Annotated in this window: 26 protein-coding genes and 1 pseudogene; 13 read left to right on the top strand and 14 right to left on the bottom strand. The window is 68.0% G+C overall.

Features of this window, described 5'->3' with window-relative positions; all coding sequences use genetic code 11:
• Positions 1-2 precede the first annotated feature (2 nt).
• The 5 genes from ACK4K7_RS11040 to phoU form a co-directional block, all read right to left on the bottom strand.
• The gene (locus tag ACK4K7_RS11040; protein ID WP_431865990.1) at positions 3-2747 is read right to left on the bottom strand and encodes an outer membrane beta-barrel protein; all 2745 of its coding nucleotides are present in this window, start codon (positions 2745-2747) and stop codon (positions 3-5) included.
• Between the two features lie 85 nt (positions 2748-2832).
• Positions 2833-4335 (bottom strand): hypothetical protein, encoded by a 1503-nt coding sequence (locus tag ACK4K7_RS11045; RefSeq protein ID WP_431865991.1) that lies wholly within the window; start codon positions 4333-4335, stop codon positions 2833-2835.
• Between the two features lie 180 nt (positions 4336-4515).
• On the bottom strand, positions 4516-5193 hold the full coding sequence (locus ACK4K7_RS11050) for a hypothetical protein (protein WP_431865992.1): 678 nt from the start codon (positions 5191-5193) through the stop codon (positions 4516-4518).
• The gene (gene phoB, locus ACK4K7_RS11055) at positions 5180-5875 is read right to left on the bottom strand and encodes a phosphate regulon transcriptional regulator PhoB (protein ID WP_431865994.1); all 696 of its coding nucleotides are present in this window, start codon (positions 5873-5875) and stop codon (positions 5180-5182) included. Before phoB ends, ACK4K7_RS11050 begins: the two co-directional genes overlap by 14 nt.
• 4 nt (positions 5876-5879) lie before the next feature.
• Positions 5880-6593, bottom strand: a complete 714-nt coding sequence (gene phoU, locus ACK4K7_RS11060; RefSeq protein WP_431865995.1) for a phosphate signaling complex protein PhoU — start codon at positions 6591-6593, stop codon at positions 5880-5882.
• 152 nt (positions 6594-6745) lie between these two features.
• Between phoU and ACK4K7_RS11065 the strand changes: the two genes are divergently transcribed.
• On the top strand, positions 6746-7963 hold the full coding sequence (locus tag ACK4K7_RS11065) for an NAD(P)/FAD-dependent oxidoreductase (RefSeq protein ID WP_431865997.1): 1218 nt from the start codon (positions 6746-6748) through the stop codon (positions 7961-7963).
• Between the two features lie 32 nt (positions 7964-7995).
• Here ACK4K7_RS11065 and ACK4K7_RS11070 read toward each other — a convergent pair whose 3' ends face one another.
• From ACK4K7_RS11070 to ACK4K7_RS11085, 4 genes and pseudogenes are all read right to left on the bottom strand, one after another.
• Entirely contained in the window at positions 7996-8304 is a 309-nt protein-coding gene (locus ACK4K7_RS11070) for a hypothetical protein (RefSeq protein WP_431865999.1), read from the bottom strand.
• The gene (locus tag ACK4K7_RS11075; protein ID WP_431866001.1) at positions 8238-9215 is read right to left on the bottom strand and encodes an RHS repeat domain-containing protein; all 978 of its coding nucleotides are present in this window, start codon (positions 9213-9215) and stop codon (positions 8238-8240) included. The genes ACK4K7_RS11070 and ACK4K7_RS11075 overlap by 67 nt, the downstream gene beginning before the upstream one ends.
• 1082 nt (positions 9216-10297) lie before the next feature.
• Complete coding sequence (locus ACK4K7_RS11080; protein WP_431866003.1) at positions 10298-11017, bottom strand: hypothetical protein; 720 nt, start codon at positions 11015-11017, stop codon at positions 10298-10300.
• Positions 11018-11140, bottom strand: a pseudogene (locus ACK4K7_RS11085) (hypothetical protein); the annotation flags it as partial.
• A gap of 405 nt (positions 11141-11545) precedes the next feature.
• Here ACK4K7_RS11085 and ACK4K7_RS11090 point away from each other — a divergent pair.
• The 10 genes from ACK4K7_RS11090 to queE all read left to right on the top strand — a co-directional run bounded on the left by ACK4K7_RS11090 (position 11546) and on the right by queE (position 19192).
• Positions 11546-11920, top strand: a complete 375-nt coding sequence (locus ACK4K7_RS11090) for a BlaI/MecI/CopY family transcriptional regulator (RefSeq protein ID WP_431866004.1) — start codon at positions 11546-11548, stop codon at positions 11918-11920.
• Complete coding sequence (locus ACK4K7_RS11095; protein WP_431866052.1) at positions 11920-13464, top strand: M56 family metallopeptidase; 1545 nt, start codon at positions 11920-11922, stop codon at positions 13462-13464. The genes ACK4K7_RS11090 and ACK4K7_RS11095 overlap by 1 nt, the downstream gene beginning before the upstream one ends.
• Positions 13465-13479: 15 nt before the next feature.
• The gene (locus ACK4K7_RS11100; protein WP_431866006.1) at positions 13480-13737 is read left to right on the top strand and encodes a LuxR C-terminal-related transcriptional regulator; all 258 of its coding nucleotides are present in this window, start codon (positions 13480-13482) and stop codon (positions 13735-13737) included.
• Between the two features lie 157 nt (positions 13738-13894).
• On the top strand, positions 13895-14245 hold the full coding sequence (locus ACK4K7_RS11105; RefSeq protein WP_431866007.1) for a hypothetical protein: 351 nt from the start codon (positions 13895-13897) through the stop codon (positions 14243-14245).
• A 166-nt stretch (positions 14246-14411) separates the two neighbouring features.
• Positions 14412-14831: a hypothetical protein gene (locus ACK4K7_RS11110; RefSeq protein WP_431866008.1), complete on the top strand. Its 420-nt coding sequence runs from the start codon at positions 14412-14414 to the stop codon at positions 14829-14831.
• Between the two features lie 123 nt (positions 14832-14954).
• Entirely contained in the window at positions 14955-16142 is a 1188-nt protein-coding gene (locus tag ACK4K7_RS11115; RefSeq protein WP_431866010.1) for an aspartate aminotransferase family protein, read from the top strand.
• Positions 16143-16179: 37 nt separating this feature from the next.
• Positions 16180-17118, top strand: coding sequence for an Hsp33 family molecular chaperone HslO (locus ACK4K7_RS11120; RefSeq protein WP_431866012.1), 939 nt, complete (start codon positions 16180-16182; stop codon positions 17116-17118).
• Positions 17119-17232: 114 nt separating this feature from the next.
• A complete protein-coding gene (locus ACK4K7_RS11125) occupies positions 17233-17679 on the top strand; it encodes a DUF3617 domain-containing protein (RefSeq protein WP_431866014.1) in 447 nt (148 codons plus the stop codon).
• Between the two features lie 197 nt (positions 17680-17876).
• On the top strand, positions 17877-18569 hold the full coding sequence (gene queC / locus ACK4K7_RS11130; protein ID WP_431866016.1) for a 7-cyano-7-deazaguanine synthase QueC: 693 nt from the start codon (positions 17877-17879) through the stop codon (positions 18567-18569).
• On the top strand, positions 18566-19192 hold the full coding sequence (queE, locus tag ACK4K7_RS11135; protein ID WP_431866018.1) for a 7-carboxy-7-deazaguanine synthase: 627 nt from the start codon (positions 18566-18568) through the stop codon (positions 19190-19192). Before queC ends, queE begins: the two co-directional genes overlap by 4 nt.
• A 7-nt stretch (positions 19193-19199) precedes the next feature.
• Here the strand turns inward: queE and ACK4K7_RS11140 are convergent, their stop codons facing one another.
• From ACK4K7_RS11140 to lipB, 4 genes are all read right to left on the bottom strand, one after another.
• Positions 19200-19877: a hypothetical protein gene (locus ACK4K7_RS11140; RefSeq protein ID WP_431866020.1), complete on the bottom strand. Its 678-nt coding sequence runs from the start codon at positions 19875-19877 to the stop codon at positions 19200-19202.
• A 239-nt stretch (positions 19878-20116) separates the two neighbouring features.
• Positions 20117-20434, bottom strand: a complete 318-nt coding sequence (locus ACK4K7_RS11145; RefSeq protein ID WP_431866022.1) for a hypothetical protein — start codon at positions 20432-20434, stop codon at positions 20117-20119.
• Between the two features lie 162 nt (positions 20435-20596).
• Entirely contained in the window at positions 20597-20893 is a 297-nt protein-coding gene (locus ACK4K7_RS11150) for a hypothetical protein (RefSeq protein ID WP_431866024.1), read from the bottom strand.
• Between the two features lie 90 nt (positions 20894-20983).
• Positions 20984-21643 (bottom strand): lipoyl(octanoyl) transferase LipB, encoded by a 660-nt coding sequence (gene lipB / locus ACK4K7_RS11155; RefSeq protein WP_431866026.1) that lies wholly within the window; start codon positions 21641-21643, stop codon positions 20984-20986.
• 82 nt (positions 21644-21725) lie between these two features.
• Here lipB and ACK4K7_RS11160 point away from each other — a divergent pair, with 82 nt between their 5' ends.
• The gene (locus ACK4K7_RS11160; protein WP_431866028.1) at positions 21726-22538 is read left to right on the top strand and encodes a hypothetical protein; all 813 of its coding nucleotides are present in this window, start codon (positions 21726-21728) and stop codon (positions 22536-22538) included.
• An 89-nt stretch (positions 22539-22627) separates the two neighbouring features.
• Positions 22628-23944, top strand: coding sequence for a serine hydrolase domain-containing protein (locus ACK4K7_RS11165; RefSeq protein ID WP_431866030.1), 1317 nt, complete (start codon positions 22628-22630; stop codon positions 23942-23944).
• On the opposite strand, the gene ACK4K7_RS11170 is transcribed toward ACK4K7_RS11165, so the two are convergent.
• Complete coding sequence (locus tag ACK4K7_RS11170; RefSeq protein ID WP_431866032.1) at positions 23945-24514, bottom strand: GNAT family N-acetyltransferase; 570 nt, start codon at positions 24512-24514, stop codon at positions 23945-23947.
• Between the last annotated feature and the right edge of the window lie 11 nt (positions 24515-24525).

The raw sequence follows: 24525 nt of genomic DNA on the forward strand, positions 1-24525 counted from the left end.
CTCTAGAAGTTGATGCTGAGCCCCAGGCTGAACGAGCGGCCGAGGCGATAGCTGTTGGTATCGATGCGGCTGTCGTTCAGCGTCTGGAACTCCTCGTAATTCTCTCCGGTGAGGTTGCGCGCCTCGAACTTCAGCTCGCCCTCGACGCCGAACAGGCGGACGCCCTCGCGCATCACGAAGTCGAGCTGGATGCCCGGCTCCTCGAACAGATCGGGCTGGCCCGAGGGGCCGCGATTGGTGACGCGGCGGCTCGCGTAGGTGAAGAGGATCGTCTGTTGCGACAGCCGGTCGGTATTTTCGAGGCCGAGCTGCAGGTTGACGAGGTGGCGCGACTGGCCGGTGAGCGGCGTTCCGTCGATGAACAGGTTGAACGCCGGCACCGGCACGCCGCCGCTGCCGACCGGCACCGTCGTGTCGCCGTCGCGCACCCGGATCTTGGAGTCCGAATAGGTGTAGTTGCCGATCACCACCGCGCGGCGGGCCGCGAAGAAGGGGGCCTGCGACAGATGGTCGAGCGCGAAATATTTCTGCAGCTCGAGCTCGGCGCCGTAGAGGGTCGCCGTCGGCGCATTGGCGAAGGTGGTGAAGAAGGTGCCGCCCTGCTGGAACGCCACCGCCTCGATCGGCCGATCGATCTTTTTCCAGAAGCCCGCCAGGCTGAAGCGCTGGTCGCGGTCGAAATACCATTCGTAGCGCGCTTCGGCGTTGGTGAGTTCGCTGTCCGACAGGAACTGGTTGCCGAAGAAGGTGCGGCTCGTCTCGGTGTCGAGATATTGCTGCGGCGCCTGCTCGCGGAATTGCGGGCGGGCGATGGTCTTCGAACCGTGCAGCCGCAGCTGCTGATCGGGCGCGAAATTCCAGGTGACGGTGGCGGCCGGCAGCCAATAGCTTTCGTTGATCCGGCTCGGCAGGATTTCCGGTCCGCCGAGGCCGAACAGATCGAGCGGGGTGACGCTCTGGCGGCCGTCCTCGTAGCGGACGCCCGCGACGACGCGCACGCCGCTCACCGGCTCCGCCTCCGCCTGGAAATAGCCGGCATGGACCCGCAGGTCCGCCTCGTAGGCGGCGACGCCGGCCGAACCCGACACGTCGGTCAGGAGGATGCCGTAGGTGTAGACGTTGTAGTCGGACAGCAGGAAGTCCGGCCGCTGCTGCGCCACCGCGAAGGGAAGGGCGGTCAGCGGATTGTAGCGGAAGTCCCGCCGCGTCGAGTTGCGGACATTGTCGAGATAGGCATAGCCCGCCGACAGGACGAGGTTGGAAAGTTGCGGCAGCCGGTAGCTGAGATCGGCCGCGCCGGAGACGACCGTGTCGTCCAGCTCGCTGAAGGCGATGCGTGCGAACTGGCCGTTGGAGCGCAGATCGTTGACGAAGTCTTTCGCGATGTCCGACCAGCGATAGCTGATCTGCCGCTCGTAGGGCGAATTGCGCTGCGACTGCGCCCAGGCGCCGCGCAGATCGACGCTGAGGTCGCCGAAGCGAAGCTCGCCGACGCCCTGGGTGGAGACGAGTTGGCGCTCGAACCAGGCGGTGTTCGAGATGTTGACCCGGTCGGAGCCGACGTTGATCTCGTTAACGCCGTCCTGGATGCGCGCTTCCTTCAGGCTGTCGCGAATGTAGAGGTTGGTCCAGCGCAGGCGGTGCGGGCCGAATTCGAGACCGACGCCGAACAGGCCGTTAACGACGATGCGGTTGCGGGTGCTGAGGAAGCGATAGTCGATGTCCGGCTGCAGCGTGTCGATGCCGTTGATCGGGGTGAGGCCGGCCGCGACCTGCTGCAGGCCGCCGCGGGTCGACCAGCTGTTGCTCCAACCCGCCGCGCCGACGAGGCCGAGCGTCGCGCCGCCCAGATCGAAATTGGTACCGGCGGACAGGTTGACGCCGAAATTGGCCGGGATGTTGTTGTTGCGCTGGATGAGGGTGGTGCGGGCGTTCGACAGGCTGGCGGTGATGTCCTGGATGTCGCGGACGCTGAAATTCTGGCCCGGGACGATGAGGTTGCCGCTGTCGAGCGCGGCGCGCAGCGGGCGCGGAACGGACCGCTCGCCGCTGTCGAAGCCGGTGAAATCGGTGGGGCTGCCGAAATAGGTGTAGCCGAGCTGGCCCGTCGTCTCGGTGTCGCCGCCTACGCTGAAGCCCAGGTTGATGAAGCTTTCGCGCGGGATGGCGCGGGTGGTGAGATTGATCACGCCGCCGCCAAACTCGCCGGGATAGGCGACGGAGTAGCTCTTCTGCACGACCGAGCTCGCAATCACGCTGGTCGGGAAGAGGTCGAGCGGGACGACGCGGCGCAGCGGCTCGGGCGAAGGCAGCGGCGAGCCGTTGAGGAGCGCGAGCGAATAGCGCTCGCCAAGGCCGCGGACGTAGACGAAGCGGCCCCCGACCACGCTGAGGCCGGTGACGCGCTGCAGCGCGCCGGCGATGTCGCCTTCGCCGGTCCTGGCGATGTCGGCGGCGGACAGGACGGAGATCACCTCCGGCGTGCGGCGGATGGCATTGGGGATGTTGCGGCCGGTGACGACGATCTCGCCGCCGGCGGCAGCCGCGCCGGGACCGGAAATCTCGACATCCTCCTCGGTGTCGGGGCCGGCCACCGGCGCGTCGGGCGCCTGCAGCTCGGGCTGGACCGGCGGGGTGGCGATCGGCGGGGACTGTGCGGGCGGGGAGCCCTGCGCGGCGGCCATGGCGGCGGGCGCGGTGAGCGCGGTGGAAAGGAGGAGCAGGCTCCCGAAAGCGGCGTGCCTCATGGCAAGAACCCCCGAATTTTGCGTCAGCTTGGTAAAGCGGCGGCGGCCGGAGCCGCCGCCGGTCGTCAATTCGCGTCGATGCCGATCAGCCGCTGATCGGCGAAGCGGCGCAGGACGGCGTGTTGAAGCCGAGGCCGCACGCCCAGCCCTGGAACCAGAGGTCGGCGGCGTCGCGAACGGCGCCGATATAATTGACGTTCTGGAAGAAGCTGCTGATCGTCGACGCCTGGAAGGCCGGGCGGGCGCTTTCGTTGGCGCCGTTCACGAACACGTTCTGCAGCGTGGTGGTGCCGCGGGCGACGTTGTTGGAGCCCGAATTGAAGATCGTCTCCAGCTGGGCGGCGCTCACGTCCGCGCGGTCGCGGAACGGCGAGGGGCAGCCGAAGAAGACCGATTCGAAGCGCGGCGGGCCGGCTTCGTCCAGCGCCGGATTGGCGGCCTGGACCGTCACCTGCTCGTCGACGCGCAGGCAGATCGGGCTTCCGGTGACGACCGAGTTCACCAGCGCGAAATCGGTGCCGCCGCGCAGGTGGAGCGCGTCGTTGCTGGTGCGGCCGACCATGGTTGCGTTGGCGATCTTCGGGAAGGAGCGCGGCGTCGCGTTGCCGTTGCCGGTCGTGTCCGCTTCCAGCATCTTGTCGCCGCCGGCCTGACGCTGGACGACGATCGCGAACTGGATCGCGCCCTTGAAGCCGAAATCGGTGTCGAGGCTGTCGTCGTCGGCGCCGGTCACGACGATGTAGCGCTGGTTGACGGTGCCGCCGAACCACTCGAAGCCGTCGTCGGAGCTGTTGTGCACCTGCACATATTCGATGGTGGTGCCGGTGCCGACGCCGCCCAGCGTGATGCCGTTCAGCTCGTTGCCCGGCGACACTTCGAAGCCCGGGAAGCGGACCTGGACGTAGCGCAGGCGGCCGGAATTGTCGTTCGGCGACGCGCCGCCGTAGAAGGCGTTGCTGGTGCCTTCGATCTGCGACTGGCAGCCGACGGTGCCGCCCTGGACGTTGCCGATGCAGCGCTGGATCGGCGCACGGCCGAGCAGGACGAGGCCGCCCCATTGCCCGATCGAATCCGGGCCGGTCTGGCCTTCGATATTCTGGCGGCTGGTGAAGATGATCGGGCTGTTCGCCGTGCCTTCGGCGAAGATCTGCGAGCCGCGGTTGATCACGAGGAAATCGGCGCCGGAGGAGCCGAAGATCACGACGCCCGGCTCGATGGTGAGGATGCCCTGCGCGCCGCCGGCGAGATTGCCGTCGCCACCCACGTCCCGGCCCACGTCGACGCGGCCCGACAGCGAGTAGACCACGCCCGGCAGGTTCTGGATGACCCGGTTGCCGACGATGACGCCCGAGATCTGGCAGTTGCGGCGGTTGGCGATCACGCCGACATTGGCGGTGCCGTCCGGGCAGCCCGCGGCGGGTCCGCCGGCGGGCGGCGTCGGCGTCGGTGTGGGCGTCGGAGTCGGCGTCGGCGCGGGCGCCGGCGGGGCGACGATCACGCCCTCGCCGGGCGAGGCGACGTCGTCGGCGCCGCAGGCGGAAAGGCCGAGCGCGGTGGTGGCGAGAAGCAGCAGGCGAAGCTTGGACATGATTGCCCCCTTTTGGTTGACCGTCGTTGCGGGAGACGACTCGGCTTTTGTCCGGTCCGTCCTCAGGGGCAGCAGCTAAGCGGCTTCTGTGATCCGGCTGTGACGGTTATGCGTACGTCCACAGTAATGTTGCGGTCATTCGCCTGAAGCGGTCGCGTAACGGGGATGTAACAATCCCGCTCAGCGCGGGTTGACCACCAGCGTGCGCGTCATCCTGCGGCCGCCGCGCTCGATCTCGAAGGTGGAAGTCACCGAACCGGCGATCTCGTCGTGAAGCTCCAGCACCTTTTCCTCGCTGTCGAACGCCTGGCCGTTGACGGAGAGCAGCACGTCGCCGGGGAGAAGGCCCGCGCGGGCAAGGACGGGCGGCGCCCCGGGGCGCAGGGTGAAGCCGGCGATGCGGCCCCCGTCGCGCCGCGGCTCGAAGGCGAGGCGATAAGCGAGCTTGTCCTCGGCCCGCGCGCCGCCCTCGGGCGCCGACGCTTGCTGCGCCGAGGGCGTAGAAGGCGGGGAGGGCTCGGCGTCGGCGAAGCCCAGCCGGATCTCTCCGCCCGGATGGGTGAACAACGCGTGGTCTTGGGCGACCGCCGCCAGCGTCAGCCCGCCCGGCAGCGTACGGCCGACCGGCACGAACGTTTGGCCCTGCCCCGGCGCCGACAGCACCGCTCCGCCGGCGAGCAGGCCGTGCAGCACATAGCCGTCGAGCGAAGGGGAAGGGGGCGCGGGCTCGGCCATCGCCGGAGGGGGCGGCACGACGGACGCCGGCGACTCCGCCGCCGGCTCGGCCACGGCCGTGCTTTCGGGTGCCTCGGAGCAGCCGGCGAGCGCCGCGAGCAGCAGCAGTTCAGGCCGTCTCATCGTCGAGCGCGTAGCCCGCGGAGCGGACGGTGCGGATGAGCTCCGTGCCCCCGCTCGTACCCAGCGCCTTGCGCAGGCGGCGGATATGGACGTCGACGGTGCGCGGCTCGATATCGGCGTCGCGGCCCCACACCGCGTCGAGCAGCCGCTCGCGCGAGAAGACGCGGCCGGGATGTTCGAGGAAGTGGCGCAGCAGTCGATATTCGGTCGGCCCGATCGGCACCAGCCGCCCGTTGCGCCGGACCTTGTGCGCGACGAGGTCCATGTGGAGGTCGGCGAAGGCGAGCTGCTCCCCGGCAAGGCCCGGCCGCACCCGGCGCAGCACCGCGGACACGCGCGCCACCAGCTCGCGCGGCGAGAAAGGCTTGGCGACATAATCGTCGGCGCCGGTCTCAAGCCCGCGCACCCGGTCGGTCTCGTCGCCGCGCGCCGTCAGCATGATGATCGGCACGTTGGCCGTGGTCGCGCCGCGGCGCAGGCGGCGGCACACCTCGATCCCGGACAGTCCCTCGATCATCCAGTCGAGCAGCACGATGTCGGGCGGCGTTTCCTGCGCCAGCATCAGCGCCTCGTCGCCGTCCGGTGTATGCTCGACGTCGAAATCCTCGCGCTCGAAATGCCAGCGCAGCAGCTCAGACAAAGCGGGATCGTCCTCGACCAGCAGCATGCGTCCGCGCGCCATGGCCTCACTCCTCCTCCGCGTAGGAGCCGGTCGCCGCGAAGCGCACGATGCGGGCCATGGCGGCCGCATGGTCGCCGATCCGCTCCAGCTTCTGCGCGACGAACAGCAGATGGGTGCCCGACGTGATGCTGCTGTGGTGGCGGGTCATATGTTCGACGAGGGCGCGGAACACGGCGGCGTAGAGGGCGTCGACCTCGTCGTCGCGGGCGATCACCTGGGCGGCGGCGACCGGGTCGCGCGCGGCGAAGGCGTCGAGCGCGGCCTTCACCATTTCCAGCACCCGGCGCTCGAGCTCCGGGATGAGCCGCAGATGGCCGACCTCGGCGCAGCCCGACAGCGCGTCCACGCGACGGGCGATGTTGAGCGCGCAGCCGCCCATCCGCTCGGCAAGGCCGGCCATGCGCAGCGCCGCCACCACGGCGCGAAGATCGTCGGCGACCGGCGCGCGCGTGGCGATGATGCCGACCGCGCGGCGCTCGATCTCCTCGGCCATGGCGGTGATGCGCGCGCCGTCGCCGACGATCGCGGCGGCGCCGTCCACGTCGCGGTTGCGCAGCGCCGCCATTGCGCCGCCGATCGCGACTTCCACCCGGCCGCCCATTTCGCACATCGCTGCGCGCAGGTCGTCGAGATCGCGGTCGAACACCTTGACCGTATGGGCGCCGGGCGCGGCGCCTTCCCTTATCCGTTCCAGACCTGCCTCCATCGAGCGGCTCACCTTCTCCGCCTAGACGGGCTCGGGGGAAGATCAGTGACGTTCGCGTTACGGTTCGATGACCGCCGCTCGCGGAGCGAGTCTTCTGCGTGCAGGGAGGGGAGGGAGGTGAGGTCGGCCATTGCGGAGCGTGCGTTCCCATCCTAGGCGGCCGCATGTCCCGATCCCCCGCAGCCGCTCCGGAACGCTTCGACGCGATCGTCCTGGGCGCGGGCGGCGCCGGCATGATGTGCGCCGCCATGGCCGGCCAGCGCGGGTGCCGGGTGCTGCTGGTCGATCATGCCGACCGGCCGGGCAAGAAGATCCTGATCTCGGGCGGGGGGCGCTGCAACTTCACCAACCTCCACACCGCGCCCGATCGCTACCTCTCGGCCAACCCGCACTTCGCCAAATCGGCGCTCAGCCGCTACCGCCCGGCCGATTTCCTGGCGCTGGTCGAACGGCACCGCATCGCCTGGCACGAAAAGACGCTGGGCCAGCTCTTCTGCGACGGCTCGGCGCGGCAGATCGTCGACATGCTGCTCGGCGAATGCGCGGCCGGCGGGGTGGAACTCGCGCTCGGCGCGGCGATCGGCGCGGTGGACCATGCCGACGGGCGTTTCCGCGTCGCGTTCGGCGGGCGGACGGCGGAGGCGCCGGCGCTGGTCGTCGCCACGGGTGGCCCCTCCATCCCGAAGATGGGCGCGACCGGCTTCGCCTACGACCTCGCCCGCCGCTTCGGCCTCAAGGTTGTGGAGCCGCGTCCCGCGCTCGTCCCGCTCACGCTGGGCGGCGAGGAGGTGCTGTTCCGCACCCTCTCCGGCGTCTCGGCCGATGTCGTCGCGCGGGCGGGCAGGGCGTCCTTTCGCGAGGCGGCCCTGTTCACCCATCGCGGCCTGTCCGGCCCCGCCATCCTCCAGATTTCCTCTTACTGGCGCCATGGCGAGGAGATCGGCGTCGACTTCCTGCCGAAGAGGGAGGCCGGCTGGCTCGCCGCGGCGAAGCGGAGCGCGCCCAGAACAAACCTCCGCCGCCTGCTCGGCGCGGCCTTGCCCGACCGGCTCGCCGACACGCTCGCGGACCGGATCGGCCTTGCCGGCGATCTCGCGAATCTTCCCGACCGCAAGCTCGAGGAGGCGGAGCGGCGCCTGCGGGACTGGCGCTTCCGCCCGAACGGCACGGAGGGCTTCGCCAAGGCCGAAGTGACGCTCGGCGGCATCGCCACCGCGGAACTTTCCTCTCGAACCATGGAGTCGCGGCGCGTCCCCGGTCTCTACGCGATTGGCGAGGCGGTGGACGTGACCGGATGGCTGGGCGGCTACAATTTCCAATGGGCCTGGGCCAGCGGCTGGGCCGCCGCCCAGGCGCTCCCGCGCGACGACGCAGCCGCGTGAGGTGGCGCTTCACTCGATCGGAACGGAGCGCCCTACCGTTTCCGTATCAGGTCGCGGACAACGAGGCAGGTAAATCCCAACAGGGCAGCGGTTATCGACACGTAAACGATGGCGCCGAACTCGAACGAGGCGAGCGCAGACACGAACCTCCAGAAGTGAGAAGGAGTGTCGAAAAGGATCAGTGTGAGCAGCGCCCAGAACAGGACGCCGCAGCCGACGCATCCCAGCTGATCCTTGGTGGAAAAGTCGTCGTCTTCTTCTTCAAGTCGGCTAGTCACTTGCAACAGGCGCCATGGGCGCGCTCCCCTGTCTGGCGTGATGCGGGCCTTGTAGTAATACATGCCGAGTTCCGGGATCCAGGTCTGCCCCGTATCGAGCAGGCCGCCCTGTCCCCCGGACAGGGCTGCGGACTGCCGGGGGCAGTCCGCACCTGCTCGATTGGAACCGCCCGATGTTGGTCGAGGCCGGAATGCCATTGAGCAGGCCGCCCTGTCCCCCGGACAGGGCTGCGGACCGCCGGGGGCAGTCCGCACCTGCTCAATTCATCGTATGCGTTGATCGCGATCGCGGCGCCCGTGCCGTTCGTCACCGCCACGATCGAGCCGCGTTCGTCGGCGTGGAGCCAGCGGCGGTCGCCGGTGCCCGCGCCTTCGTACCAGACCAGCGGCTCGTCCACGCCCGGGCCGTGGACGTAGCGGCGGGCAATGAAGGGACCGCCATATTCCAGGATCAGGTTAGGGCCATCATAGTAGTAGCTGCTCTCCTGTCCCGTCACATAGCTCAGGGTCGCCCGCAGCCTCCCGACCGGGTCGTAAAGCATCGCGATCCGCCCCGGGCTCATCGTCAGCTGGTTGGTCGCCGTATAGATGTAGCTCGCCGGACCCGCCGAGGTGAGGTTGCCGCGCGCATCGTAGGTCGGCGTCACCCCGCCCGCCGCCGTATATTGGTTGAGTCCGTTCGACGTGTAGGGCCGGTTCACGTTGTAGTGGCTCGTCCAGGCATAAGCGTCGTTCGAACGCGTGTTCTGCGCGATCTGGCCGGCCGGGTTGTAGGTGAAGCCGAGCGTCGTGTCGTGCGCCGTCCCCGCCAAATTCTGGGTCAGCGACGTGAGGCGCGAGGCGGCGTCGAAGCCATAGCTCGTCACCGTCCCGTTGCCGCGCGTCAGCGAGGTGCGGCGGCCCAGATTGTCATAGGCGAACGTCGCCAGCACGTCCGCGCCGCTCGTCGCGCCATATTCGCGCACATGCGTCATATCGTTCGCCAGGTTCCAGTCATATTGGACCCAGAACCGTCCGGATAAGTGAGCCGCGTGCGCCGCCCGGCAAGGTCGTAAAGATAGGACACAGTGCCCGCCGCGGTCGTTTCCGACACCTGCCGGCCCAGCGCGTCATAGCCGTAGAGGATGCTGGTCTCGCCCACATTGTGCGGTTTGATGCGTTACTTGAAGGTGCTTGAGGTTTCAGTCATGGAAGCTTGCAGCAATTCTAATAATATGCCGAACGAGTATGTAGATCAAAACCATACCCGGAAGTATTACAATCAAAGATACCACATCTACTAGGTTGTATCCCATTCCCAATTCAAAAACATAATCACTCAGTACGACAATGAAAAAAAACAAGCTCAGAGGAAACATAAACATTATGAGCCGGTCTGCGGCTCGTTCTCTTTTCCTGAAGAAATCTTTCATGACTACATCCTATGGGCCGAGTTGCAAATCGTCCACGCCCGGGCCGTGGACGTAGCGGCGGGGCGATGAAGGGACCGCCATATTCCAGGATCAGGTCCTGCCCGTCATAATAGTAGCTGCTCTCCTGTCCCGTCACATAGCTCAGGGTCGCCCGCAGCCGCCCGACCGGGTCGTACAGCATCGCGATCCGCCCCTGCGTCATCTCGTTCTCTAGGTTCCAGTCATACTGGACCCAGAAGCCGTCCGGAAGGTGAGCCGGGTGCGCCGCCCGGCAAGGTCATAAAGATAGGACACGGTGCCCACCGGCGTTGATTTCGACAACAGCCGGCCAAGCGCGTCACGAGCGAAGTAGTATCGTTCCCAAATCTACCGTTCGGTGACCGACTGATGTAGCATCGCTTCGCAGCAAACCGGACATTTCTCGAGGACCTTCAGATCAAAACCTTTCACGTAGGGCGCGATCCGCTGATCATAAATAGGAGTGCGGCAGTTTCGGCATCTAATTAAAAATATCGGAAACAAAACAATGGTCAAAAATATGGTTGTAAAAGCCGTTCGGACAACAAAATATTCTATAAACAACACGACTATCAAAATCGCTGCTATTCGAACGAGAGTTCTGGCTTGTCTGATTGAGTATAACATTATCGGCAGCCTGGAGCGATGCGAAACGCGGTTCCACCCCGAACACTCAGATTGGCATTCGCACTGAGGCCGCCTCCGGCCCGAACTCCACCATTTAATCCGTTATATCGCGGATTGAACCCGGAGTGGGCAATCAATGTTGCAGCTGCGCCAAAGCGAGTTGGCCCTGCAGAGATTGCCGCATTCGCGCCGACGCTTCCAAAAACGGCATCGCTTGAAATGCTCCGACCTGTGTTGGCAGAACCCGCAGCTGAAAAACCGACACCTACACCGACGTTCAGCCCACCGGAAAGAGAGACTCGCCCGCTGCTCGGATCGAACCCGAACTCACCTGTAACTCCACCCCCTAAGCCAGCATAGCCTCCAGCGGTCGCGCCTCCCCCGAAGGAGGGTAGCGAGCAGTAGAGACGCTTAGCTTGATCTCGCAGCTCTCGGATGAGCGGCTCCAATATCAGGTCTGTAGGAACTGCACTCGGCGGGCCATATTCTCGTCCCAAAGAGGGGTCGCCGTATTCGACTCTCGGCGTCCAATCCGCGATGTTGAACGTGAACGTGGGGATGCAGACGCTGCCAATCATTATGCCTCCGCATCCGGTAACGACGATCGTCCCGCCGTCGACCGGCTTGACCGCCAGCAATTCGTCTAGCGTTTGAAATCTCAGCCCGCTCGGGTCGATGCGGTTCACCGGATCGCCGCCGACATAAGCGTAGAGGTTCATGCCGTCCGCATAGCCGACCGGATCGGTCTGCAGGAACCGGCCGAGCGTCGGCGAGTAGATGCGGGGCCGCGCTCGTCGGCGTGGAGCCAGCGCCGGTCGCCGTTGCCCGCGCCTTCGTACCAGACAAGCGGCTCGTCCACGCCCGGACCGTGGACGTAGCGACGGGCTGCGGAAAAGGTGATCTCAATCACCGTCCCGCTCGGAATTCAGGCTGCCGGCAGGCCTTCGCCGGCGAACAGTTTTCCAGATGAGGAAGATGAGTTCGCAAGCCCCGATCCAGAGCGCCACACCGAGAATCACCGTCGCGGCAACCGACAGGGTGTCGAGGCAGGCCAGTCCATAGATTCAGCCCCTCCTGTCCCTGCGGCCCGATCACGCAACCTGGTAGCCGTCCCTTCGCGCGCACCTTTGCCGAGCGCCGGGCCGGGACGATATGTTACAAGCTACATGTTTTTGGCGTGGTGAGTTTTTCCGCTTGCATTTCCGGTACAAATGTACCTAGGTACAAATGTAACGGGGAGAGTCGCGATGATCGACCGTATACCGCCACGCGAACGACAGGTCTTCGAGACCCTGTTGTCGCTCGGCGACGCCACCGTCTCGGACATCGAGGAGAATATGCCGGACGCGCCGACCAGCTCGGCGATCCGCGCGATGCTCGCGAGGCTGGAGCGCAAGGGCTTCGTCAGCCGGCGTCTCGTCGAACAGAAGAATCTGTGGTCCGCGGTGGTCCCCGAGGCGGCTGCGCGCCGATCGGCGCTGAGCCAGCTCGTCCGCACCTTTTTCCAGAATTCCCCCGCCAGCGCCGCCACGGCGCTGCTGGGCATGCAGGAAAAGATCGAGCCGGAATATCTGGACGAGCTTGAGAAGCTCATCCGGAAGGCGAGGGAGGAGCAGGCGTGATGGGAATGGAACTGTTCCTGGAACTGGTGTGGAAGAGCAGCCTGTGCGCGGGCCTCACCCTGCTGCTGCTCCGGGCCATGCGCGGCCGGTCCGCCGCCGAAAAGTCGATGGCCGCCCATTTCGGCCTGGTCACCGTGTTGCTGCTTCCGCTCGGCACCCTGCTCCTGCCGCGGGTCGAGCTGGCGGCGCCGACCGCCATCGCCGACACGCTGGCGATGTTCCCGTCCGAGTCGCAGCAGCTGGGCGAGGCGATCGCGCTCCCCGCCGCGGCCGAGACGCTGGCGGCGATCGACTGGTCCGGCCTGATGGCCGTCGCCTATCTGCTGCCCGCCGCCGGTTTGCTGCTGTTCACGCTGGCGGGCCTGTTCCACCTTGGCCGCATCCGCGACCGCGCGCAGCTGGTGATGGACTCGCGTTGGCTGGAAGCCCTGGCCGGCGCGCAGAAGCGGCTCAATTCCGACCAGTCGGCCGAGCTGCTGGCGAGCGGCGAGCTCAAGTCGCCGGTCAGCTGGGGGCTGCTGCGCCCGGTGATCATCGTCGATGCCGAAGGCGCGAAGGATGCCGCCAGCGCCGAAGCGATCATCGCCCATGAACTCGCGCATTTGTCGCGGCTCGACTGGCTGAACCTGCTGATCGCGCGGCTGACGACGGCGCTCTACTGGTTCAACCCGCTCGTCTGGGTGCTCGCCCGCACCGCCGGCGAACTGGCCGAGCAGGCCGCCGACGATGTGGTGCTGCGCAGCGACATCGGACGCGCCGATTATGCCGAGTTGCTGATCAGCGCCGCCCGCCACGCCAATGGCGGCAGCCTGCGCCACGCCAACGGCATCGCGCCGGAGGCCCGCGCGCTCGGCCGCCGGGTGATCGGCATTCTCGATCCCAAGCGCAGCCGCGTGCCGGCCCGGCTCGGCTGGTCGGCCGCCTGCCTCTCCGGCGCGCTCGGCGTCGGCACCTCGCTCGCCGCGGTGCAGCCGACCGTGTCCGCCGCCGCGGAGGAGCTGGCCGCGATCGGCACCCGCCAGGTCGAGGCGATCGCGCCGCCCGTGCTCGTCAAGACGATCGAGGCGCTGCGTCAGGACAAGCCCGCCGTCGCGCCCGTCGCCGACCTGGTGGTCGTGGCGCGGCGCGAGGCGCCCGCGGCCAAGCCGGTCGCGGAGAAGACGGTCGCCGCCGTCTCGGCTGAGGCCAAGACTGTCGCCAAGCCGGTCGTCCCGCCGATCGTCGATGCGCCGGTCGCGCCGAAGGTCGCCGCGGTGACGCTGGCGCCGCCCGCGCCGCAGCTTCCGCAGCCGGAGCCCGCCCCCGCGCCGCCCGAGCCGCGCGTCGTGGAAGCCTCCGCGCCGGTCCAGAAGCCCGCCACCATCACGCTGGAAGGCACGCCGGACGACCATCCGGATTGGCAGCGGGTGACCTGCCGCCGCTATGCGATCACCGGCTCGCGCACCCAGTTCGAGCGGATCTGCATGACCCAGCAGGAATGGTTCAAGCGGGAAGGGCGTATCCGGGACGACTGGCGTGGCAACACGTCGGCCCGTCGCAGCTAGTCAGGGAGAGCGCAGATGTTGACCGAAACCATCATCATGAAGCGGACGGAGTATCTGATGGCGGCCAAGGACGTCGAGCCGATCCTCACCCGCCGCCAGCTCGAATGCCTGAGCTGGGTGCAGAAGGGGAAGAGTTCGCCGGTGATCGCCGAGATCATGGGGATCGCGGCCGCGACCGTCGACGAACATGTCTCCGAAGCCTGCCGCCGGCTCGGCGTCCGCACTCGCATCCAGGCGGTGATGGAAGCCTATAAGAGAGGCCTGATCGACTGATCCGCGCCTCCCGGAAAACGGCCGCCGCAGCTGATCCCGGCGGCCGCCTTTCCGGAGTTCCCGCCGGCTGAACCCCGGCTTACATTTCCGTTCAGGGCCGAAACATTCTCCCTCGACTATTTCTCGCTTCATGAGTGTGAGTGAAGGAGTAGTTCAGATGCGTAAATTCTTGATTTCGGCCGCTCTCGTAACCGCCACCGCGATCTCCGCGCCTGCATCCGCCCAGCCTTGGGACCAGGGCCGCCACGGCTGGTCGCAGCCCGCGCCCCGCAACGCCGAGCGCCAGATCCACCGCGACATCGAACGGCTGGAGGAGCGTATCCTGCGCGCCCAGGACCGCCGCCGCCTGCACCCGCGCGACGCCGTTCAGCTGCGGCGCGAGGTGAATCACATCCGCCAGCTCTTCTTCCGCTACAGCCGCAACGGCCTGTCGCATCGCCAGTTCGTCGAGCTGCGCCAGCGGATCGACCAGGCCGAGGAGCGGCTGCGCTGGCTGCAGCGCCGCTAAGCCTGCGGGCAGGGGCAGAAGGGAAGGGCGGTCCCCATCGGGGGCCGCCTTTTTTCGTGCGGTTTCCTGGCCAGGCATCTGAATAGAAGCTGTCGGGCGCGTTCAGCCCCGCGGCAGCCATCATCAGCTACTTAGATGCCGTCAGTTCAGTTCGAGGAGCAGTGTCATGCGTAAGCTCGTTCTTTCCGCCGCTTTGGCGTCGGCCTTCGCTCTCTCCGCGCCGGCCGCGGCGCAGGATTGGGGCCGTCATCCGGGCGGCCAGCAGAATTACGGTCAGTCGCGGCAGGCCGAACGGGAGATCGGCCGCGATCTCGGCCGGCTGGAGGACCGCATCTTCCGCGCGATCGATCGCCGCCAGGTGTCGCGGCGTGAAGGCGAGCGGCTGCTGCGCGAGCATGAGCGGATCGCCGACCGCTTCGATCGCTTCCGCTACGATGGGCTGTCCCGCTGGGAGTATCAGGAACTGAGCGGCCGGATCGACGCGTTGCGCCAGCGGCTGCGGTTCGAACGGTGGGACGATCGCCGCGATCCGTGGGAAGAAGAGCGGCGGTGGGACGATCGCCGGCCGGACGAGCGGCGCCGCTGAGCTTCGCGCCGGGCGTCGCCCCGCGTTGACGCGGCGCCCGGCCCCTTCCTATAGGCGGGCCGATCCCACGGCGGCGCAACGCCGCCGTCACCGTGCGACCGTCCGCCCGCGAAGGAGCTTTTCATGGCCATCACCCCGCTCATGCCCGTCTATCCGCGCTCCCCGGTGCGGCCGGTCAGAGGGGAGGGGGTCTATCTCTACGGCGAAGGCGGCGAGAAATATCTCGATTTCGCGAGCGGCATCGCCGTCAACCTGCTCGGCCACGGCCATCCGCATCTGACCAAGGCGATCCAGGAGCAGGCGGCGACGCTGATCCACGTCTCCAACCTCTACGGCTCGCCGCAGGGCGAGGCCTATGCCCAGCGCCTCGTGGACCTCACCTTCGCCGATACGGTGTTCTTCACCAATTCGGGCGCCGAGGCGGTGGAGGGCGCGATCAAGACGGCGCGCCGCTACCACCATCATCACGGCAATCCGCACAAGCACACGCTCATCACCTTCAAGAACGCCTTTCACGGCCGCACGCTCGGCACGATCAGCGCGACCGACCAGGAGAAATTGCGCGACGGCTTCGCGCCGCTGCTGCCCGGCTTCAAGGTGGTCGCCTTCGACGATCTCGACGCCGCCCGCGCGGCGGTGGACGAGCATACGGCCGGCTTCCTGCTGGAGCCGGTGCAGGGCGAGGGCGGCATCCGACCGGCCAGCCCGGAGTTCATCCGCGGCCTTCGCGAAACCTGCGACGAAAAGGACCTGATGCTGGTGTTCGACGAGGTCCAGTGCGGCGTCGCGCGCACCGGCAAGCTCTACGCCTACGAACATTATGGCGTCGAACCCGACATCCTCGCCACCGCCAAGGGGATCGGCGGCGGCTTCCCGATGGGCGCCTTCATGGCGACCGAGAAGGCGGCCGTCGGTATGGTGGTCGGGACCCACGGCTCCACTTATGGCGGCAATCCGCTGGCGATGGCCGCCGGCCAGGCGGTGCTCGACGTGGTCGCGAACGAGGAGTTCCTGGCCCACGTGTCGCGGATGGGCGAGCGGCTGCGCGGCGCGCTGGAGCAGATGATCCCCAATCACGACCATCTGTTCGAAAGCGCGCGCGGCATCGGCCTGATGCTCGGCGTCAAGATGAAGACCGACAGCCGCGCCTTCGTCACTTATTTGCGTGAGCATGGCCTCCTCACCGTCGCGGCGGGCGACAATGTGATGCGCGTGCTGCCGCCGCTGGTGATCGAGGAGGCGCATGTGACGGAGTTCGTCGAACGCCTGTCGGACGCCGCCCGGCGATATGAGGCGCCGCGGGCGGGCTGAGCGCCGCGGATATTGAACGCAGCCGCGGCGTTGCCACATGGCAGCCATGTCCTATTCCGATCCCGAAGCGTCGGCGGCCGTTGCCGCCAATCTCGACGAAGCCGTCGGCTTTGCCCTCCCGACCCGCAGCGCGCGGGGCCGGCTGGTGCGGCTCGGCCCGTTGCTCGACGACGTCCTCTCCGCCCACGATTACCCCGCGCCGATCGCGCGTATCCTGTCCGAGGCGCTGACGCTCACCGCCTTGCTCGGGGCGATGCTGAAGGATGCCGGCGGCCAGCTTACCATGCAGGCGCAGACGGAGGCCGGCATCGTCGACCTGCTCGTCTGCGACTATAAAGCCGGCGAGCTTCGCGGCTATGTGCGCTTCGACAAGGAGCGGCTCGCCGAGGCGGCGGGCTTGCCGACCCTCGCCTCCCTGTTCGGCAAGGGATATCTGGCCATCACGTTCGACCAGGCCGTGACCAAGGAGCGCTACCAGGGGATCGTGCCGCTGGAGGGCGACAGCCTGGCCGATGCCGCGCAGCACTTCTTCAGCCAGTCCGAACAGATACCGAGCCTCGTCCGCCTCGCGGTCAACGATACCGGCCATATCGCGGGCGGCATCCTCCTCCAGCACCTGCCGGAGGGGGAGGAGGGGCGCGAACGGCTCCACACCCGGCTCGACCATCCCGAATGGGAGCATGTCCGCATCCTCGCCGAGACGATCCGGGCGAACGAGCTGTTCGACCAGGAGCTGCCGCTCGAGAATTTGCTGTGGCGCCTGTTCCACGAGGAAGAGGAAGTGCGGGTGCTGAGCGCGGTGCCGCTCCGCAAGGGCTGCCGTTGCAGCTTCGAATATGTGCGCGACGTGATCGGCCGATTCGGCGCCGACGAGCGCGCGGACATGGTCGACGAAGACGGCTTCATCAGCGTCGATTGCGAATTCTGTTCCCGGGTTTTCCCGATCAAAATGAGCGACTTCGGCGATCCCGCCTGAGCGCGCGGCCGCATTGTCGCCAGCGGCGCCCACTTCTGCTATGGGCGGGCTGTCCGGGCGGTCGCCCCTCCGGACGCTTCTGGGCGGGGGGCTCCGCCTTATTTGGAGTGGCCGATGGCCAGAGGGAACGGCAGCAGGCGCCGGGCGATGATCGCGCTCGCCGCCCTTTTGACGGCCGCCGCGCCTGCCGCGACGCAGGCGCCGGGCGGCCTGGCCGTGCTCGCCCGCATGGAACCGGGGCTGTGGACGCTGAAGGACCGCGACGGCGCGCGTCCGCTGCCGTCCATCTGCATCGCGCAGGACCGCGGCATGCTGATGCAGATCCAGCATGGCAGCGCCGCCTGCACGCGGCTGGTGATCGCGCAGGACGCGAAGAGCGCCACCGTCCATTATACCTGCCCGGGCGCCGGCTTCGGCCGCACCAGCCTTCGGCTCGAGACGCCGCGGCTCGCCCGGATCGACAGCCAGGGCATCCATGACGGGGCGCCCTTCGCCTTCCGCGCCGAGGCGCGCCGCGCCGGTCCGTGCCCGCGCGGCGGCGGACGGCGTCCAGCCCGTTAACGGCCCGTTTACCATGGCCGGCCTATAAGGAGGGTGTGCCGCGCGAGTGCGCACGCTTTCCTCCCTAGAAGGCTTGCACAGCCTCACTGGGCCGCCCTCCGGGCGGCCCGCTTTTTTGAGCAAGCCGCCCTTCGGGCGACCCGCTTTTTTGGGGCAAGCCTTGCGCCCCGCCGTGCCGAAGTCTAGCCGCGCCTGCCATGAACGAAACCGCTCCCATCGCCGTCTGTCTCCTGTCCGGAGGGCTCGACTCCATGGTGTCGGCTGCGATCGCGCGCGAGCGGGGTTTCCGTCTCTACGCGCTGACGATCGACTACAATCAGCGCCACCGGGTGGAGATCGCGGCCGCCGGGCGGATCGCCGCGGCGCTCGGCGCGGAACGGCACATCGTCCTGCCGCTCGACCTGACCGCGTTCGGCGGATCGGCGCTCACCGCCGATCTGGACGTGCCGAAGTGCGGGGTCGTGGAGGGCGCGATCCCGATCACCTATGTGCCCGCCCGCAACACCATATTCCTCTCGCTGTCGCTCGGCTGGGCCGAGGCGGCGGGGGCGTCGGACATGTTCATCGGGGTCAACGCGCTCGATTATTCCGGCTATCCCGATTGCCGCCCCGACTTCATCCGCGCGTTCGAAGAGCTCGCGGCGATCGCCACCGCCGCCGGGGACCGCGGCGCCCGCTTCACGGTCCACGCCCCGCTCCAGCATATGAGCAAGGCCGACATCGCCGCCGAGGCGGCACGGCTCGGCCTCGACGCGGGCATGAGCTGGTCCTGCTACGATCCCGCTCCGGACGGGCGGCATTGCGGCCTGTGCGACAGCTGCCGGCTGCGTGCGCGCGGCTTTGTCGAGGCGGGGCTTCCCGACCCCACCCTCTATGCGGCGGCGCCATGAGCTACGCGGTCAAGGAGATCTTCCTCACGCTGCAGGGTGAGGGGATGCAGGCGGGGCGCCGCGCCGTCTTCCTGCGCTTCTCGGGCTGCAACCTGTGGACCGGGCGGGAGGAGGACCGGGCGGAGGCCCGCTGCCGCTTCTGCGACACCGACTTCGTCGGGATGAACGGCGTGAATGGCGGCCGCTACGAGGCCGACGCGCTGGCCGCCAAGGTCGCGGAGCTGTGGGGCGAGGCGCCGCGCCCGCTCGTGGTGATGACCGGCGGCGAGCCGCTGCTGCAGGTCGATGCGCCGCTGATCGCCGCGCTTCGCGCCCGCGGCTTCGAGCTGGCGGTCGAAACCAACGGGACGATCGCCGCGCCGCCGGGCATCGACTGGATCTGCGTCAGCCCCAAGGCGGGCAACGAGGTGGTGCAGCGTCGGGGCAACGAGCTGAAGCTGGTCTGGCCGCAGCAGGGCATCGATCCGGCCGAGCTGCTCGGTTGGGACTTCGACCATTTCCTGATCCAGCCGATGGACGGCGCCGACGCCGCCACAGCGCGGGCGGCGGCGATCGACTACGTCCTCGCCGATCCGCGCTGGCGCCTGTCGATCCAGACGCACAAGCTGCTCGGCCTTCCCTGAGGCGGGATCAGGCCTGCGCCTCGCACTGGCGGCGCTGACGGCCGCGGAGCCCGGAACAATCGGGCAGCGGGATCACCCGCGGAATGGTCTGCGTGACCAGATAGGGATTGTAGACGCCGAGCCGCGGATGCGCCGGAACGAGGCTGCTCCGAAGCTCGCGCATACGCGACACCGCCACCTGGTGGAGATCGCCCTTCGGCTTGGTCAGCGCTTCCTTGGTGATGGCGGACGCCGTCTGGCAGAAACCCTGCTGCGCGTAGAGCGTCGAGAAATTGTTGTAGGTGGTCGTCGTATAATCGTCGAACATCCGCAGGCCCTCGCGCTGGCCGTGGACGCGCCGGAAATAGGCGATCATCGTGTTGTAGGCGGTGGCAAGCTCGCCCGAATGGTGGGCGAGGAGGGCATTGTAGTTCGGCACGGCCCGCAGAAAGGGCGAGAATTGGCACTGCAGCGCCGCCACGTTGAGGCCGGAGCGCAGGTTCCACAGCAGATGGGCGCGATATTCGGCCGGGGTCGCGCCCGGGATCGGAAGCCCGACCAGCGGATCGCTCGGCTCGATCGGTCCGCGCTCGAAACCCGGATCCTCCAGGAACAGCTGGGCCCCCGCCGGGCCGGGATCGGCAAGCGCCGCCGAGCTGGCGAGCGCGATCGCGGCCGCCTTGATGCCGAATTTCAGAGACTTCATGTTACCACCCCTCCGCGACGCCGGCGAACTGCTTTTCCGCCCCTGCGCCTGTCCTTAGGATTAACCATGCCGGCGCCGCAAGCCAGCATTTTCGCTTGGAATCCATCGCGCTAGGAAAACGGCTCGTCGGACGCGAGGGTGGAACCGCGGACATGAAGAGGCCCCGGAAGACGGATCGGCGCCTACGCCGTCCGTGTTCCGGGGCCGTGCCTTGCGGGTCGGGCGCTCGGCCCGACCTGTTACATGCCGACGGTGTTGCCCTCGGTCGTCTCGTTGCCGGCGGCGTCGGTGGCGTTGCCGGCCGGCTGGGTGCCCACGCCGGTCCCGACATTGGTGGTGGCCGGCTGGCCGCCGAGCAGCGGATCGCCGGTGCCGCCGCCCGCGGCGTCGATGGCGGTGACGTCGTTGCCGACCGTGTTGTCGAACATCGGATCGGTGTCGATGCCGGTCGCGGCCTGATTGTTCGCGGCCGTGTCGTCGGCCCCGCCGCCGCAGGCGGAGAGGGCGAGCGCGGCGCCGGCGATCAGCGATCCGGCGAGAATTTTGGGAAGACGCATGTCGATTGCCTCCTTGGCAGTGGGGGAGCGGCTGCTCCTTGGATCATGACGGCGGCGCAATGTCCAGCCGGGAGGAGAACGATCGCGCCTCCTCCCAAAAAAGGAAGGGCTGCCGGGTTTCCCCGGCAGCCCCGCCTGAATTCGGACATATCCGAAGCGCGATTACTGCGCGTTCTGGAGTTCCTGCTGGGCGTTCTGCAGGTGGTCCTGGGCATTGTCGATGGCGTTGCCGCCCATGTCGTTGCCCATGCCCATGCCGGTATTGTCCATGCCCATGCCCATGTCGTTGCCCATGCCCATGTCGTTGCCCATGCCCATGTCATTGGCCCACGGGTCTTCGGCGCCGACCGCCGTGTTGTTCGTGGTCGCGGTGTCGTTGCCGCCGCCGCAAGCCGCGACGAGGAGGGCCGCGCCGGCGATCATCGAACCGGTGATGGCTTTCGAGAAAATGTCACGCATTTGAGAAAACTCCCTAGATTGGTGATTTGGTTGGGATGCCCCTTGTTCTGGCCAAATCGGTTTGCACGATAAACGGAAAGGATGCGGCTCTCAACCCTCAGCGCCACTCCCCCCCAGAGACGCGAGGAACCGGTGGAGCCTTCGCTTCAGTGCCAAGTCGAAACGCAGCTGTCCGTCGGACACTCCCATCTCAGTCATACTGGTCACTGGAAACTCAGCGATACCGCAGGGCACTATGCCTGAGAAGTGAGAAAGTTCCGGCGCCACGTTGACGGCGAAGCCGTGCATCGTGATCCAGCGCCTCACGCGGACCCCGATTGCGCCGATTTTCGCCTCCGTCCCGTTCCGGTCCACCCAGATGCCGATCCGTCCGGGCGCCCGCCGCGCGGCGATGTCGAGATCGCCGAGCGCATCGATGAGCCAGCCTTCCAGCGCATGGACGAACGCCCGGACGTCGCGTCCGCGCGCGCCGAGATCCAGGATCAGATAGCCGACCCGTTGTCCCGGTCCATGATAGGTATAGCGCCCGCCTCGGCCGGCCTCGTAGACGGGAAAGCCGTCGGGGTTGAAAAGTTCCCGGGGATCGGCGCTGGTGCCGGCGGTATAGAGCGGCGGATGTTCGAGCAGCCAGACGAGTTCCGGCGCCCGGCCTTCGAGCACCGCGGCCGCCCGCTCCTCCATCTCGGCCAGCGCGTCGGGATAGGGAACGAGCCCGGGAGAGACGCGCCACTCGACGCCGCCGGTTTCCACCGTTACCTCCGCGTCCCGATGCGTTGCGCCTGTCATCGGGGCCGCGCATAACAAAGCAGCGCGGCCGTGGGGAGAGAGAAGAATGTCGAGAATTTCGGTGAGCGACGCCTGGAGCGAGAGCGCCGCCTTCCTGCGGCGGGAGGCGCGCCTCGTGCTGCCGGTCGCTTTCCTGCTGGTCGCGCTGCCGCAGGCGCTGGTCCAGTCGCTGAGCGGCGGCGCCGTTCCCGGCCAGCCGCAGGCGGAGCCGAGCGTGGTCGGGGGTCTGCTGATGCTGCCGATGATGTCGGTGACGCTGATAGGAACGATCGCCTTGTGCGCCCTCGCGCTCCGCCCCGGCCTGTCGGTGGGCGAAGCGATCCGCGTGGGTGGGCGCCGCTTCCTGCCCTTGCTGGGCGCGCTGCTGCTGGCGGCGCTCGGCCTTGCCCTCCTTTTCCTGCCGATCTTTGTGGTCATAGGCTTCAGCGCAGCCAGGGGCGCGACGGGCGCCGGGGCGGTCGTCGCCGTTTTGCTGTTGATCGCGGCCGGCGTTACGATCGGCGTGCGGCTGCTCCTCACCACGCCGGTGGCGGCGGTGGAGCCGGGCGGCCCGATCGCCATCCTGAAGCGCAGCTGGAGCCTGACCGGCCCGGTCTTCTGGAAGCTGCTCGGGCTCCTCCTCCTCGTCCTGCTCGCCATGCTGGTCGTCATGATGGCGGTCGGCGCCGTGTTCGGCTTGCTCGTCATCCTCGTCGCCGGCCCGCCCCAGCCGGGCGGCGGCTTCGGCTCCTTCCTGATCCTGCTGGTGACGGCCGTGATCCAGGCGCTGGTCACCGCCTTCATGATGACGCTCTTCTCGCGCGTTTACGCCCAGCTGGTGGGCGGCGGCCCGGACGATATGGAAGGCATTTTCGGCTGAGCTGCACCGCGGCGGCGTGAAGGTCCGCGCTTGCGCGTGCCGGTCTCCACGGGCACGCTTGCAGGATGGTGGCTCACTTCACGGCTGGCATGGCGCGATCCTCCCGCAATTTGCGGTTGGCGGGACTGGTCGCGTTCGCGGCCCTGATCTCCGGCGGTGCCGAGGCTGCGCCGATGGCGGCGGCACTGGAGCGGCTCGGCAAGGAAGGGATCTTCACCGGTGCCGTGGTCGTCCGAAACGCCGACGGCGTGCGTTTTTCAGCCGCACACGGCCTTGCCGATCCCGTTTCCGGCGCGGCCTTCACCGCCACCACGCCGGTCGACAGCGCGTCGCTGGCCAAGCCGATGACGGCGGCGGCCGTCCTGTCGCTGGTTGTCGAGGGACGGGTGCGGCTCGACGCGCCGGTGCGGGACTATGTCGCCGAATATCCGCACGCCGACACCCGCGTGCGCGATCTGCTCGCCCATTCGGCCGGCCTGCCCGATTATGAGCCGCTGCAGCCGGTGGCGGGCAGGACCAATGCCGACCTCCTGTCGCGGATCGGGGAGCTGGAGCCGGCGCCGCGCTTCGCCCCCGGCAGCGCCTTTTCCTACTGCAACATCTGTTACGACACGCTGGCGTTGATCGCCGAGCGGGTGACCGGCCGTTCTTATGTGGAGGTCCTGCGCGAACATGCCGGGTTGCCCGACGGCATCCGACCACGCCCGGTCGCGCTGGCGGACTGGAGCGGCAGGGCGGTGGGCCATCGGCGGATGGCGGACGGACGCAGCGAACCCGCCGACAGCGGGGAGAATGAGGCCTTTTACGGTGGGAGCAACGTCAGCGTCAGCGCCGCCGCGCTGGCCGAATGGGGCGCGGCCTGGTGGTCCAGCCTCGCGCATTTGCGCCCGCTCGCCGCCGCGCCGGTGGACCTGCCGGGAGGACGCTCGGGCCTGACGCTGGGAAACTGGTATTGCGCGGCCGACCGCCGCCGCTGCCATTATGTCGGTCACCATAGGGGCTTCCACCACATGCTCTATTGGGATGCCGAAGCCCGCATCAGCGTCGCGATGGTGACCAACAACACACTCGCGCCCGAGTGGCAGCAGCGGCTGCAGCGGGCGCTCGTCGCGTTCGCCGCGGACAAGGGGGAGGCGGCGGAGGCCGAACTCGCCTCGCCGATACGAGGCGCGGCGGCGGCGCCGGGAACCTACCGGACGCCTGCGGGCGAGATCGTCGTCCTGGAGCCGGGCGAGGGGCCGGTCCTTCAGCTCTCCCGCGCCGGCGTGACTTACGCCGTCTATCCGGTCGGCGAGGGCATCGGCTACGCACCCGGCCTCGACATCTACGTCTCGGGCGCCTCGGGCGGCGGCCTGCACCTGCTCAGCTTGTACGAGGATTCGCGCGCCGAACCCGAGGTTCGATGATCAGCGGATGACCGGGATCTGGGGGGCGATATCGGCGGGCAGCAGCCCGGCGAGCCGCGGATCGGGAAAGGTTTCGAGGGCGCGGCGAAAGGCGGTGAAGCCGGCCTTCAGGTAAGAGGGCAAGGCGGCCGCGTGGTCGAGCGAGCAGGTCGTGACATGGACCCGCTCCACGCCCTCGCGCCAGGCGAGCGCCATCACCTGCGCGAACAACCATCGGCCGTGGCCCTTGCCGGCGAGTTCGGGGACCAGGCCGAGGAAGCGGATCAGGCATTCGCCCGCGGTGCGGAAATCGAGCTCCAGCATGCCGACCTCGACGCCCCTCGGATCGATCACCGCATGGACCTCCGCCATGTTCGCCCGCAGCGTCGCATCGTCCATCGCGAGGCGCGAATACCAGAGCCAGCGCCCGCCCACCCGCTCGAACAGCAGCCGGTAGCGCGCCGGATCGGGGTCGTGCCACCGGGCCATGCGAAGGGGGGACGACGGCACCGGCCGGGGGCGCGGCCGTTCGCGCATTTCGAGAAAGGTGACGACGGTGGCGACATGGCCGCTGGGCACGGGGCTGAGCATCGGATCCGCGG

The sequence above is a fragment of the Allosphingosinicella sp. genome, assembly GCF_046295735.1.
In the GTDB taxonomy this organism is placed as follows: domain Bacteria; phylum Pseudomonadota; class Alphaproteobacteria; order Sphingomonadales; family Sphingomonadaceae; genus Allosphingosinicella.

What these genes read in the sequence shown, in the direction of transcription:
- ACK4K7_RS11040 (WP_431865990.1), bottom strand. Translation starts at nt 2,747, where the DNA reads ATGAGGCACGCCGCTTTCGGGAGCCTGCTCCTCCTTTCCACCGCGCTC.
- ACK4K7_RS11045 (WP_431865991.1), bottom strand. Translation starts at nt 4,335, where the DNA reads ATGTCCAAGCTTCGCCTGCTGCTTCTCGCCACCACCGCGCTCGGCCTT.
- ACK4K7_RS11050 (WP_431865992.1), bottom strand. Translation starts at nt 5,193, where the DNA reads ATGAGACGGCCTGAACTGCTGCTGCTCGCGGCGCTCGCCGGCTGCTCC.
- phoB (WP_431865994.1), bottom strand. Translation starts at nt 5,875, where the DNA reads ATGGCGCGCGGACGCATGCTGCTGGTCGAGGACGATCCCGCTTTGTCT.
- ACK4K7_RS11065 (WP_431865997.1), top strand. Translation starts at nt 6,746, where the DNA reads ATGTCCCGATCCCCCGCAGCCGCTCCGGAACGCTTCGACGCGATCGTC.
- ACK4K7_RS11070 (WP_431865999.1), bottom strand. Translation starts at nt 8,304, where the DNA reads ATGTATTACTACAAGGCCCGCATCACGCCAGACAGGGGAGCGCGCCCA.
- ACK4K7_RS11075 (WP_431866001.1), bottom strand. Translation starts at nt 9,215, where the DNA reads ATGACGCATGTGCGCGAATATGGCGCGACGAGCGGCGCGGACGTGCTG.
- ACK4K7_RS11080 (WP_431866003.1), bottom strand. Translation starts at nt 11,017, where the DNA reads ATGAACCTCTACGCTTATGTCGGCGGCGATCCGGTGAACCGCATCGAC.
- ACK4K7_RS11090 (WP_431866004.1), top strand. Translation starts at nt 11,546, where the DNA reads ATGATCGACCGTATACCGCCACGCGAACGACAGGTCTTCGAGACCCTG.
- ACK4K7_RS11095 (WP_431866052.1), top strand. Translation starts at nt 11,920, where the DNA reads ATGGGAATGGAACTGTTCCTGGAACTGGTGTGGAAGAGCAGCCTGTGC.
- ACK4K7_RS11100 (WP_431866006.1), top strand. Translation starts at nt 13,480, where the DNA reads ATGTTGACCGAAACCATCATCATGAAGCGGACGGAGTATCTGATGGCG.
- ACK4K7_RS11105 (WP_431866007.1), top strand. Translation starts at nt 13,895, where the DNA reads ATGCGTAAATTCTTGATTTCGGCCGCTCTCGTAACCGCCACCGCGATC.
- ACK4K7_RS11110 (WP_431866008.1), top strand. Translation starts at nt 14,412, where the DNA reads ATGCGTAAGCTCGTTCTTTCCGCCGCTTTGGCGTCGGCCTTCGCTCTC.
- ACK4K7_RS11115 (WP_431866010.1), top strand. Translation starts at nt 14,955, where the DNA reads ATGGCCATCACCCCGCTCATGCCCGTCTATCCGCGCTCCCCGGTGCGG.
- ACK4K7_RS11120 (WP_431866012.1), top strand. Translation starts at nt 16,180, where the DNA reads ATGGCAGCCATGTCCTATTCCGATCCCGAAGCGTCGGCGGCCGTTGCC.
- ACK4K7_RS11125 (WP_431866014.1), top strand. Translation starts at nt 17,233, where the DNA reads ATGGCCAGAGGGAACGGCAGCAGGCGCCGGGCGATGATCGCGCTCGCC.
- queC (WP_431866016.1), top strand. Translation starts at nt 17,877, where the DNA reads ATGAACGAAACCGCTCCCATCGCCGTCTGTCTCCTGTCCGGAGGGCTC.
- queE (WP_431866018.1), top strand. Translation starts at nt 18,566, where the DNA reads ATGAGCTACGCGGTCAAGGAGATCTTCCTCACGCTGCAGGGTGAGGGG.
- ACK4K7_RS11140 (WP_431866020.1), bottom strand. Translation starts at nt 19,877, where the DNA reads ATGAAGTCTCTGAAATTCGGCATCAAGGCGGCCGCGATCGCGCTCGCC.
- ACK4K7_RS11145 (WP_431866022.1), bottom strand. Translation starts at nt 20,434, where the DNA reads ATGCGTCTTCCCAAAATTCTCGCCGGATCGCTGATCGCCGGCGCCGCG.
- ACK4K7_RS11150 (WP_431866024.1), bottom strand. Translation starts at nt 20,893, where the DNA reads ATGCGTGACATTTTCTCGAAAGCCATCACCGGTTCGATGATCGCCGGC.
- ACK4K7_RS11160 (WP_431866028.1), top strand. Translation starts at nt 21,726, where the DNA reads ATGTCGAGAATTTCGGTGAGCGACGCCTGGAGCGAGAGCGCCGCCTTC.
- ACK4K7_RS11165 (WP_431866030.1), top strand. Translation starts at nt 22,628, where the DNA reads ATGGCGCGATCCTCCCGCAATTTGCGGTTGGCGGGACTGGTCGCGTTC.
- ACK4K7_RS11170 (WP_431866032.1), bottom strand. Translation starts at nt 24,514, where the DNA reads ATGCTCAGCCCCGTGCCCAGCGGCCATGTCGCCACCGTCGTCACCTTT.